General features: G+C 61.4%; 5 protein-coding genes and 5 pseudogenes. 5 read left to right on the forward strand and 5 right to left on the reverse strand.

Features of this window, described 5'->3' with window-relative positions; translation table 11 throughout:
• Nucleotides 1–312: 312 nt before the first annotated feature.
• The 4 genes and pseudogenes from ACVWYQ_RS15675 to ACVWYQ_RS15690 form a co-directional block, all read right to left on the reverse strand.
• Nucleotides 313–605 (reverse strand): annotated as a pseudogene (locus ACVWYQ_RS15675) (efflux RND transporter permease subunit).
• Nucleotides 575–1,309 (reverse strand): annotated as a pseudogene (locus ACVWYQ_RS15680) (efflux RND transporter permease subunit). Before ACVWYQ_RS15680 ends, ACVWYQ_RS15675 begins: the two co-directional pseudogenes overlap by 31 nt.
• On the reverse strand, nt 1,197–1,529 hold the full coding sequence (locus ACVWYQ_RS15685) for an efflux RND transporter permease subunit (RefSeq protein WP_456725867.1): 333 nt from the start codon (nt 1,527–1,529) through the stop codon (nt 1,197–1,199). Before ACVWYQ_RS15685 ends, ACVWYQ_RS15680 begins: the two are co-directional and overlap by 113 nt.
• Before the next feature lie 2,405 nt (nt 1,530–3,934).
• A pseudogene (locus ACVWYQ_RS15690) lies at nt 3,935–4,177 on the reverse strand (IS256 family transposase); the annotation flags it as partial.
• Nucleotides 4,178–4,436: 259 nt separating this feature from the next.
• Between ACVWYQ_RS15690 and ACVWYQ_RS15695 the strand changes: the two are divergent.
• The 4 genes from ACVWYQ_RS15695 (at nt 4,437) to ACVWYQ_RS15710 (ending at nt 10,157) form a co-directional block, all read left to right on the forward strand.
• A complete protein-coding gene (locus ACVWYQ_RS15695; protein ID WP_456727151.1) occupies nt 4,437–5,654 on the forward strand; it encodes an IS110 family RNA-guided transposase in 1,218 nt (405 codons plus the stop codon).
• Nucleotides 5,655–6,142: 488 nt separating this feature from the next.
• Nucleotides 6,143–7,675: an IS21 family transposase gene (istA, locus tag ACVWYQ_RS15700; protein ID WP_456725868.1), complete on the forward strand. Its 1,533-nt coding sequence runs from the start codon at nt 6,143–6,145 to the stop codon at nt 7,673–7,675.
• Complete coding sequence (gene istB, locus ACVWYQ_RS15705) at nt 7,672–8,514, forward strand: IS21-like element helper ATPase IstB (protein WP_126259290.1); 843 nt, start codon at nt 7,672–7,674, stop codon at nt 8,512–8,514. Before istA ends, istB begins: the two co-directional genes overlap by 4 nt.
• Nucleotides 8,515–8,657: 143 nt before the next feature.
• A complete protein-coding gene (locus tag ACVWYQ_RS15710) occupies nt 8,658–10,157 on the forward strand; it encodes an ISNCY family transposase (RefSeq protein WP_456725869.1) in 1,500 nt (499 codons plus the stop codon).
• A gap of 181 nt (nt 10,158–10,338) precedes the next feature.
• Here the strand turns inward: ACVWYQ_RS15710 and ACVWYQ_RS15715 are convergent.
• A pseudogene (locus ACVWYQ_RS15715) lies at nt 10,339–11,404 on the reverse strand (IS256 family transposase); the annotation flags it as partial.
• Between the two features lie 237 nt (nt 11,405–11,641).
• Here ACVWYQ_RS15715 and ACVWYQ_RS15720 point away from each other — a divergent pair.
• Nucleotides 11,642–11,796, forward strand: a pseudogene (locus ACVWYQ_RS15720) (tyrosine-type recombinase/integrase); the annotation flags it as partial.
• Between the last annotated feature and the right edge of the window lie 354 nt (nt 11,797–12,150).

A 12,150-nucleotide genomic window follows, 5' to 3' on the forward strand; every position in this document is an offset into this window, starting at 1 on the left:
GCCATGCCACTCTGCTTTCCGGTAACGCCATTGAGCACGAAGCTCAAGTCAGTCTCTGGAAATTTCTTGAACACGTTTTCAAGCTTGGTGCCCTAATAGTCCAGGTAGTCGATATTGGCGTATTTCGGCGCCTGCGTTAGCGCGAATACGATACCTTGATCCTCCTCCGGCGCGAGCTCCTTGGATATTCATATAGGGAAAGCCGACAAGGCCCAGCATGGTCAGCGCAAACAGGCCCGGCAACTGGGCGATAGTCGAGCGAACGGTCGAGCTTGCAGCCGTACCATCGTGTTATGGCGCCGAAGCCGCGGTTCACAAGGCTTGCAAATCGCCCCCCTCGGCGCGCCTCAAGAATAGCGAGCACATCATGCGTGACAGCGTCAAAGCGATCACACCCGACACAATCACCGCTCCCGCTAGCGGGAATGCAAATTCGCGGAACAACGCACCGGCGAGGCCGCCGAGAACTCCGATTGGGGCATATACCGCAGCCAAGGTAATCGTCATGGAGATAACGGGACTGACTATCTCGCGTGCGCCGGTTGTGGCCGCCTGTCGGGCGGTGCACCTTCTTCTAAATGGCGATGAATGTTCTCCACCACCACAATCGCGTCTTCGACAACGAGACCGATCGCGAGTACCTCGCAAGGAGAGTCAGCAGATTAAACGAAAACCCGAGCGCCAGCATCATGCTGCAGACGCCAATGAGCGACAACGGAATGGTGACCACAGGAATGATGACCGACCGCAGCGAGGCCAGGAACAGAAAGATCACGACCACGACCGCGATGGCCTCAATGAGCGTCTTCTCTACCTCGTCGATCGATGACTGAATAGATGTGGTGGAGTCGTAGGCCACTTTCATCCTCACCCACGGTGGCAGGTTACGCTCAATTTCCGGAAACAGCGCCTTGCACTATGTTTAGCGGATTGCCCTGTGGGCTCGCCTGCACGCCGATAAAGACCGCAGCTCGCCGTTCATCGTGACGCTAGTGTCTGTCGTCTGCGCGGCAAGCTCCACCTTTGCAATGTCCTCCATGCGCACCAGTCCACCGTCATTGGCTTCGACGATCATGCGCGTGAAATCATCGACACTCCGCAGATCTGTATTTGCCGTAACATCAGAGATAGTGAAATAGCCTTTGGTCTGACCAACCGCGGTCTGGAAGTTGTTAGCGGCAATCGCAGCCGAAACCTCAGCCGGCGACACGCCGTGCCCAGCCATTTTCGCTGGGTCGAGCCATAGCCGCATCGCAAAACTCTGGCCACCCGGCGTCTCTGCCGTTGCGACCCCGTCGACGGTTGAGATAACCGGCTGCACCACGCGCGAGAGGTAGTCGGAGATCGCGCTCGCCGCAAGTGTCGGCGGTGGCACCAGGATAGGAAGTCGTGATATTGATGACCCTACTGGATAGCTTGGGATATTGCCGGATCGGCAGTAGGGTGGCGGCGCGCAGGCCGATCAGCAGGATCAGGAAACTGACGACGATAGACAAGACCGGGCGTTTGATAGAAAGCTCGGTAGTCATGTCGACTCGTCCTTCGAAAGTGAGATGCAAATTCGCCGGCAACGCACACCAGCGACGATCATCAATGCGGCGACTGTACCTAAAGACCCTAGCACAAGCGACGGGTCATTCGGCTACTCTAAGGGCTTACACACTCGCGAGCGCGGACGCCCTACTCTCCGCTTACAATTTCGTCGCTCGAACAAATGCCATTCCGCTGATCTGGTGGCTGATCGCGATCTCGATAGTGGCACCTTCTAGGAAGCTCTGGCCCTTTTTGCTGCAACGAGATGTTCGTCTCAACACATAATTGGAACGCGCCGACTTCTGGCAAGGCATCAGTTCAGACTTCGCAGTGAACCGCAGATCGAATGATCCAGGTTCGACATCGAAAGTACAAACGATCTAACCGGCGCTCAACTCTACCAAGGTAAGTGGGTGATATAGCATCGGCTACAAAGCACTATACAAGGTTTGTCGAATTGGCGGCTGATCGCCGCTGCAAGACTTGCGGGGCTTCCGAACACAAGGTTCCCGGCCCCACATATTCCGTGCGCACGCGCCGTCGCTTCGCTGACTCACGAACAAAGTCGTATCGGCGCTCGCCCTCTGCTACCATCTCGATACGCCTCTCGTAACAGTGGCTTGAGCGTTTCTTTCAGCTCGATATGCTGCGCACGGTTTGGCTACTCATTGTACTACCGAGTGGCCTCACAGACATCCTATTCGAACCACTTGCCCCCGCTGTGACCCCTCTAGAAGCGCGCGTATGCGCGCAGCGATCTGCCGTGCTTCCTTCGACCGCAGGTTGGGCTTCATGCAATCGAGTATGGCTAGCATCGCCTGAACTTCGTCGATGTTAAATGCGGCGGTGTTGCGATCTGATGGTTCCAGAGACTGATCGGCGGCACGGGCTTGATTGGCCGCAAGCACCGCAAGGGCTTGCGACCGCAAGGACGTGATATGCCGCTCGAATGTATGCATTTGTTGGCCTGTAGCTGCCCTGTGCGCATGGTGCCGCAGGCGCTGGCGGCCAACCCCGTCACGGAGACTGGAGCTGGCCACCTTTGCTCCCGAGAGGCTCAAATTCTCAAGGCTATCAACTTGTATCTTCTAGAAGTACCGAAGGGCACCTACCAAAATCGGTCGGTCCCATCCTCGTCGGCAGCTCTCTAGGTTGGGTCTTTGCCTGGGAGAAATTGGAGACACCAGCATGTCCAGACAGGCGCGCTTTGCATAAACAAGAATGACAGGCCAAACACGGACGCAAGAAATGTTGACGAAGTAAATCCAGACGGAACGCGATAGAAGCGGTCCCTTTGGAAAGATTATCCGAGACGCCGAAAGTCACGACAAGGAGTACCACGTCGAAGAATCGGCAACGCAGTCGGCGCCGTCGTCGCCACAAATGGCAGACACAATTGCACCAAGACAACAGCGGGCGGGCTTCGCAGGCAATCTCCTTCCCTTCCAGAGGGTTGGATGATTGTCACTGCCCGCCTCTACTGCTAGTTGCCCTTCGCACTCCGCGCTCGTCCCCCACGGGGCAGCGCTGTCCCTGCAACCCGCCAACCGGCTCCAAGCTCAGCTAGCGGTGGCAAGATGCTAATCGGGAGCTCCGCAAAACGAGTGATGCTGCCAGAACGAGACCTAACCCGAGTTGGAAGCAGTGCGAACGCGTCGACGCCTGACGGCCTGGGGGCAGCATGAGGCACGATCCCTGCCGCATCCGCGGTGCAATGAGTTTAACGGAAGCGCAACTCGGCCCATGGTGGTCCTTCAGCTCATGCGCTGTCCCGGCCACGCTCCCGTTAAACCCTGATTGTTTATCGGGGCTGGCTTACAGAAAGCTGACAGACCTGCGCAGCAATTTACATAATGAAAGCGGTCCATGTGGCCGCTTACCGCCGAGAGCAATATCGCGTTTACGCCTCATACAGTAGCCACTCGGCATGCTTGCGATCACCGACAGCCGCTCCGGGGCGACGCGCCGGATGGCGCGCAGCCAATCCACTGAACGTTTATAACTGATTGACCTAACGCCCCCCGGCTCGTGCGGCTCTTTGACCCCGCAGGACGGGCCATTCGGATCGCGCATCAGTTGCTTTCGAACCCCGAATACGTCGCGCCGCTTAGCAGGGCGCGCTCCACGCTGGGTTCTCGTACCGAAGACGATTGTGTTCGTTTCGTCAAAACGCGCTATCAAGCCTCATCACGCCCATTAGCGGTAGAACGTCAAAACTAGACTCAATCGGCGAGTTCGACAGAAAGCAGCGCGGATGCGACTCGGCGCCTATATTCACCCGGGGAGGGGTTGACAAATGCGCTACCTCTGCCGCATCCGCTTCGCCGGGCCAGCTAGCGGCGAGATGATTCAGCCCCATTGGAGGAGCTATCGCCACTTTTTTTGGCGACGAGCGGGCCGGTCAGGCGGCGGCGGTTGCGGGCTGACGGTCGGTCGGCTTGGCGATGACCTCGATCCTCTCGTTGAATGTCACACCGAGAACGAGTTTTGGCAACTGGTTGTGTCCGTCGAGCCGTCGCCAGCTTTTCTGTGCGCCCTCAAGCAATTTGAAGACCATTGCTAGGGCGGTCGTGTTGGACAGGCAGCCCTTCGATCGGATTGTGCGGTGGCGCACGGTGGCGAAGGTGCTTTCAATGGGATTGGTAACCGGTATGAGATGTCTCGGTGCCAACGTTCTGCCGCGGTGTCCTACACCGTAGCGTATGGTGCGACCATCGGGACAGAGGCACCGGGAGCACGAAGGTGCAGGCAGACCGATACACACGATGAGCCGATAGCTCGAGTTAGTAGCTGGCCGCCTCTGCGACTCGCCCGGTTGCGCCGAGAGCGCGAAGTAGTTGTCGTGTCGCCCGCAGCTCCCGTCATGTGTCAGGCAGGAGGTGCAAATGCGACGGGTGATTGGCATCGATGTCCACCGAACTTTCGGGGAGGTGGTGCTTTGGGAAGACGGCAGGCTCCGACGTGCGGGCCGCATTGATATGACGCAGACTGCGCTGGAGGGATTTGGCAAGAGCCTCTTGGCCAGTGATGAGGTGGTGGTTGAAGCGACTGCCAACAGCATGGCGGTGTCGCGGGTTCTGGCTCCGTTTGTGGCGCGGGTGATTATCGCCAATCCGTTGCAGGTGAAGGCGATCGCCCAGGCTCACGTCAAGACCGACAAGATCGATGCCGGCACGCTCGCCAGTCTTCAGGCGGCCGGGTATCTGCCGCAGATCTGGACGCCGGACGCGGAGACCGAACGGCAGCGCAGGCTGGTGGCACGGCGCTACCAGGTCGTGCGGCAGCGCACGCGGCTCAAGAACGAGGCGCATTCGATCCTGCACGAGCACCTGATCCCGAAGTGCCCGCATGCCGATCTGTTCAACGCCCGCGGCCGGGCGTGGTTGGCCGCTCAACAGTCGCCGGACGATGAACGCGCAGCGATCGATCGGCAGGTCCGTGAGCTTGACCGGTTGGCGGAAGACCTGGCCCGGCTCGACCGCGACATCGCGCAGGACGCAATGGACGATCCCGCGGTCAACAAATTGATGACGATAACCGGCGTCAATCTGGCGGTCGCCGCCGGGATCGTCGCGGCGATCGGCGACATCAGCCGGTTCAACAGCCCGCAGAAGCTGGTGAGCTATTTCGGGCTGAACCCGCGGGTGCGGCAGTCGGGACTGGGCGCCGCCCATCACGGCCGCATCAGCAAGATCGGCCGCAGTCACGCGCGCGCCATGCTGGTCGAGGCGGCCTGGGCAGCGGCCAAGGCGCCCGGTCCACTCCATGCGTTTTTCGTCCGCATCCGCGCCCGGCGCGGCCATCAGATCGCCGCGGTGGCCGTGGCTCGCAAGCTCACTGTGCTCTGCTGGCATTTGTTGACGAAGGGCGAGGATTACCTGTGGGCGCGCCCGGCGCTGGTCGCCAACAAGACCCGCGCGATGCAACTGCAAGCCGGACATCCGCAACAGAAAGGCAACCGGCGTGGAGCTGCCTATGCCTACAACATCAAGGCGCTGCGCGACCGCGAGATGGTGATTGCCGCCCAGGCGGAGCGAAACTACGAACAATTCGTGTCGCAATGGAAAGCGCGGCGGCCAAGAGCGGGCGGGCGGGCGCCTCAATTCGGCAAGACAACATAGGTAGTCCGGTGACGCTTGCAGCCGACGCGTCACGCTTCGCCACGAGGTCACCCGCGCCCGACAACCATAATCGCAGCTGACGGCCACTTCCAGCTTGGCCAGTCCCGTTCCATGCAGCGTGCCACCGTGGTCGGGCCGGTCAAGGCCAAGCCTTGCGGTGGCCGCAAGTGCGGCTAGCCTTGACCGCCCCTGTGGGCGGCGGCTGCAAGATTGATGGCCGGGACGGAAGAATGACCTGCGGCGCGGCCGAACAAAAGAATGGACGTGCAGCGATTTCCGCCAATCGTCGTCTCGGTGCGCGGCGGCGATCAGGGTGAGACTCCAGCGACAATCAAGGTGAGACTGCGCCGATGGGGACGGACCGAAGGGAGGGCGTAGCCCGACCGGAGGTCCGTCCCCATCGGCGTCGCGCGTTTTTGGACCCGTCTGGCGGCTGGGCGGGGCTGGTGCAAGCTTTTGATTCGTCTCGACAAGAGGGAATCGATGCCTTGCCTGGCCTTCACATCACCGACCACCAGATGAGGCTGTACATGACCTACCGACTGACATTGTCCCCCGAAGCGGCCGCGGCCAAGGCGGGGTTCTCGAAAGCGAGTGCGTATCGGATTGAGGGCGATGCGCGCCCGCCATCGCAGAAGAAGGCGCCGAGGGGCCGGCGACGATCCGATCCACTCGCGCCCTATTGGGACGCCGAGATCGTTCCGATCCTGAAGGCTGCTCCCGGCATCCGCGTGATCGGTGTGCTGGACGAACTGCGCCGGCGGCATCGCGACCTCAACCCCAACATCCGACGCACGCTGGAGCGGCGCATCAATGCGTGGCGGGCGCTCAACGGCCCCGAACAGGACGTGATCTTCCGCCAGGAGCACGAGCCTGGGCGGCTGGGTCTGTCCGACTTCACCGACGTGAGCGCGCTCGGCATTACCATCGTAGGTGAGCCACTCGATCACCGGCTCTATCACTTCCGGTTGGCGTTCTCCGGCTTCGAGCATGCCCATGTCGTGCTCGGGGGCGAAAGCTTCGTCGCCCTGGCCGAGGGCTTGCAGAACGCCCTGTGGGCGCTTGGCGGCGTTCCACGGGAGCATCGCAGCGACAGCCTATCGGCGGCGTTCCGCAATCTGGCGGCTGACGCGCGTGAGGATCTGACACAGCGCTACGCTGCGCTGATGGGCCACTATGGCATGGCACCAACACGCAACAATGCGGGCATTGCACACGAGAACGGCTCGATCGAGAGTGCGCACGGCCATCTCAAGCGCGCACTGGAAGATGCGCTGTTGCTGCGGGGGACGCGCGACTTCGCCAGTCTCGATGCCTACCGGGCTTTTGTCGACGAGATTGTCGGCCGGCGCAACGCCAACCTCGCCAAGCCGATCGCGCTCGAGAAGGAGGCATTGGCGCCGCTGCCGAAAGGCCGCACGACCGACTTCGACGAGAAAGTGATCCCGGTGACGTCGTCAGGCGGCTTCATCCTGCGGCGCGTGTTCTACACCGTTCCTTCAAGGCTGATTGGCCATCGCCTGCGTGTGCGCATCTTCGACGACCGGCTCGAATGCTTCCTCGGCGTCACGCCGGTTGTGACGTTGCGGCGCGGTCGGCCTGTGTCGGAGAGCCAGGGCGGGCATGTCGTCGATTACCGGCACGTCATCCATGCCCTGCGGCGCAAGCCGATGGCGCTCCTCAACCTCGTCTATCGCGACCAGCTCTTCCCGCGCGCCGCTTACAGACGCCTGTTCGAGACCTTGCGGGAGCACGGTGACGATCGGCGCGCCTGCAAGGTGACGGTCGAACTTCTAGCGCTGGCCCACGAGCGAGCCTGCGAAGCCGAGCTCGCCAAGGCGATCGCGATGGATCTGGACGCCGGACAGTTACCCGATCTTGCCGCGCTGCGCGACCGCTTCCGACCCGAGGCGGCCTCGATCCCGCGCGTCGCCGTCAAGCTGGCGCCGCTCGACGTCTACGATGAACTCGCCTCCGTCAGCGTCATGTCGGGCCGCTCGAACCTGGGAGAGGCAGCATGACCGGTATCGCCACCTCCGTCGATGCTGCTCGTGTCGAGTTGCTTCTCAATGAGCTCCGCCTGCCGGGCGTCAAGGCGATCTGGCCGAAGCTCGCTGCACAGTCGGACAAGGAAGGGTGGCCTGCCGCCCGCTTCCTCGCCGCCCTTGCCGAGCACGAGGCATCCGATCGCACCCGCCGTCGGATCGAGCGACACATGGTGGAAGCGCGTTTGCCCGCCGGCAAGACGCTCGCCACCTTCGACTTCGAGAGCGTGCCGATGCTATCAAAGGCACAGGCGATGGCGCTCGCCGCCGGCGACGCCTGGTTGAAGGCCGGCGCCAATTTGCTCTTGTTCGGTCCACCGGGCGGCGGCAAGACCCATCTCGGCGCGGCGATCGGCCTGGCTCTCGTCGAGAACGGTTGGCGCGTTCTCTTCGCGCGCACCACTGATCTGGTGCAACGGCTGCAGGTCGCGCGGCGCGAGCTGGCGCTGGAGTCCGCGATCGCCAAACTCGATCGCTATGACCTCCTGATCCTCGACGACATCACATATGTGAGCAAGGATCAGGCGGAAACCAGTGTGCTGTTCGAGTTGATCGCCGCCCGCTACGAACGACGCTCGCTGCTGATCACGGCCAATCAGCCATTTGGCGAATGGGGGCGTATCTTCCCGGACCAAGCAATGACGTTGGCTGCCATCGATCGTTTGGTCCACCACGCCACGATCCTCGAGATGAACGTCGAAAGTTACCGTCGAAAAGTTGCCCTCGATCGCAAGCGCGGTCCAGGCCGGCCGCCTGTTCACACTACCCCCAACGAACTCGACAAGACTGCGATTGACGCTGGCAGCGCCGCTTGATTGTCGCGCAGCGTCAATCAACGCTTGCCAAGCCGGCGGCCGCATTGCCTCACCTTAATTATTACCGGATGCTAAGCCGTTGCCTCACGTAAATTGCTCCCTTGGATCGGGAACGAGCGGGGGCGAAGGTGCGGCGGCTAAGCATGGCGACGCGGAAGGAACTGACGGCGGCGGCAGGCGCGCGCTATCGGACGTCGGATCGCGCGAAGAAGTCGCGGATATTGGATGAGTTCGTCGACATCACCGGATTCCATCGCAAGCATGCGATGCGGCTTCTTCGAGGTCAGGAAGACCCAGGCCCACGCCGGCGGGCGCGACGCCGGGTCTATAATGAGGCAGAACACAACGCGCTCGTGCTCCTTTGGGAGGCGTCAGACCGGATCTGCGGGAAGCGGCTGAAGGCGTTGATGCCTGCGCTGATTGAGGCGATGGAACGGCACGGCCACCTCGGCCTTGCCCCCGAGATCCGCGACAAACTTTTGGCAATGAGCGCTGCGACGATCGACCGCGCATTGGCGCGGGTCCGAGAAGGATTAGGTCGCAAGCGCCGACGGCACGCGACGCACTCGTTGCGTCGCAGTATTCCAATACGAACGTCGGCAGATTGGAACGATCCGGCGCCGGGGTTCGTCGAGGCTGACCTTGTAGCGCATAGCGGTCCATCGGCGCGCGGCAGCTTCATCCAGACCCTCGTGCTCACCGACATTGCTACCGGCTGGACGGAGTGCGCTCCTCTGATCGTGCGCGAACAAACTCTGTTGAGCACGGTGTTGACGGAATTGCGCAAACAATTGCCCTTTGCGCTGGTCGGCCTCGATACGGACAATGATACGGTGTTCATGAATGATACGCTGAAAGCCTACTGCGATGCGGCCAACATCGTCTTCACGCGCTGCCGGCCCTACCGGAAGAACGACCAGGCGTTCGTCGAGCAGAAGAACGGCGCCGTCGTGCGCAGGATGGTCGGCTATCGTCGGTTCGAGGGCCTGGAAGCGGCCAAGCTGCTGGCTGAACTCTATCGAGCGGCGCGGCTGTTCGTGAACTTCTTCCAACCCTCGTTCAAATTGATGACCAAGCAGCGCGACGGCGCTCGTGTGCGCAAGACATACAGCGCGCCGGCAACGCCACACCAGCGCTTGGCCGCCGACGCCCGCACGCCCGACGCGGTTCGCCACCATCTCCAAGAAATCTATGCCGCTCTCGACCCGGTCGCGTTGTTGCGCGACATCCGCGGCGCGCAGGAACGCCTCGCGGCGCTCGCGGATACCCAGCCAATCGCCAATCCTGCTGCGGCATCGCCATCGATCGATCTCTTCCTGGCAAGCCTACGAACCGCCTGGAAGGACGGAGCGTTGCGACCGACGGATCGGCCAATCGTGAAAGCGAAAAGAGGCCGGCGTCGTCCGGACCCGCTCATCCGGGCAACGCTAGATTTGCGAAAATGGTTTGAAGCCGAGCCATGGCGGACTGGTAGCGAACTGCTCTCCCGGTTGCAGGTGGAATATCCCGGAGCCTATCCGAACAAGCTCCTTCGAACGCTTCAACGTCGGCTTAGATCCTGGCGCAGCGAGCAAGCAAACGCGTTATTGTTCGTTCCTACGGAGAAAACGCTGCTGGGGCATGAGGTCACAACAACCCCATGATGTGCCAGGTGCCAGCGGAGGAGGCCGGGCGCTCCGAAACCTCGGCCATCTCCGCACCCGGCCTCCTCCTCAACCTCAAGCCGGGAGCAAAATAAATGAGGCAACCGATCGCACTCGGGAATATCGATAGGTGAGGCAATACGCGCTCTCATCCTGATTGTCGCGCTATATCTCGGTCAAAAAATCGCTTGTCCATCTCATCCGTCGTCCGCAGGTGTTTCCAGTGCTCGGCGGGGAAGTCGTAGAACGACCAGTAGCGCGTCCCGATCCTTGCTCAGGCAGTCGGCCGCTTTCTCGTATTTGGGCGTGTAGCTCTCGATGAAGGCGTCGAACGCCAGCTCGGCTGTGGCCTTGGTTTCGGCCATCCAGATCTCCTGCAACGCGCGTTTGGCTTTCGGGTGCTGGCTCTTCGGTAGTTTTCCGAGCACGTTGGCGGTCTTGTGCACCCAGCAGCGCTGCTCGCGCGTTTTCGGCCAGACCTCACCGGCGGCCTTCCAGAACCCGAGCGCGCCGTCGGCGATGGCGAGCTGCGGGGCCAGGTCGAGCCCGCGCCGCTTCAGGTCGAGCAGCAGATTGCGCCAATCGTGCGCGCTCTCGCGGGCGCCATCGGTGAAGCCGACCAGTTCCTTGCGGCCTTCCGGCGTCGCGCCGATCAGCACCAGGATGCACTGCTTTTCGTCTTCAAGGCGTGCTTGGAGATGGATGCCATCGGCCCAGATGTAGATGTAGCGCTTCGCCGACAGATCGCGCTTCTGCCACGCGGCGTGCTCGTCGATCCAAACCGTCCTTCAGCCGGCCGATGGCGGATGCCGACAACCCGGCAGCATCCTTGCCGAGCAGCGCCGCCAGCGCCTCCGAGAAGTCGCCGGTGGAGATACTCTTCAGGTAAAGGATCGGCAGCAGCGTCTCGATTGATTTCGAGCGGCGCATGTCGGGCGGCAGGATCGATGGGGAGAACCGGATGCGACCAGGATCGGTAGCGGCCGCCTCGCGATCGCGTACACGCGGCTGGCGGACGGACCGATGCCGGTCATCACCTCGCGCTCCGGCAGGTGACCGTGGCGCACGACGCGCTGGTGGCCGTCCGCGGTCTTCAAATCGGCATGCTGGCCGAGAAAGTCTGCGACTTCCGCCTCGACCGCCTTGGCGAGAAGGGCACGCGCCCCGTTGCGCAAGACTTCTGTGAGTTGATCGTCGAAGATTCCTGGCTGAATCAGCTGGATGACGCTACGTTGGACACGGCATATCGCTCCTTCGGTGGAGAAGTGGAGGCGTCAAGCACCCCCACGATATGCCGCCTTTCCGATTCCCGCCGTCACCAACTTTCAGCGATAGCTCTGAACTAACACTCCTGTCTTAGATCGAACAGATACCCGAGGTCGACGCAGGTCGGCTGATCCATGGTGAGCACTGCGATCTTTCGGATGATTTACGACTTCACTGCTTGCCCCTGCTTTATTCTGCTCGACCATCAGCCAGCGACCTACAAGAATGATCTCTTCGAGATCATCTGGACTGACGCCTGTTCTCGTTCAAGAACGCCTGCTCGGCCGAGATCGCCAATGCGGTCGATCTCGGCGGTCATACCGGCTTGCGTCTCGGCGATCTGCTTCGCCTGTCTTGGTCACGCGTCGCCGACGAGACAAGCGGATGCGCTTTCAATTTCACTTGGCCTTCTTGCCTCTTAGACACAGATGGCGCACCTTCACGCGAACCACCCATTGAGCGCATCGGCTCCGAGGCCGTTAAGCTGGGGTCCGCCACCGAGATGCTGATCGACGCTCCGGACAAAGCCCAATATCCAACCTGCGCCCGTTCCCCCATCCCTGCGTAGCCACCATCGGATTTGCCCAGCAACGAGTGCCTACAGCCGGACTGGCCGATGATTATGGGGACCAGCCGTGAGCGGGATCGTCATCGGCGTTTTTCGGCGGCTTGCCAACAGAGAGACTGTCCATACGCCCCATTCGCGAAGTTTCGCGCCTGCACTATA

This window comes from Bradyrhizobium sp. USDA 3397 (genome assembly GCF_054060965.1).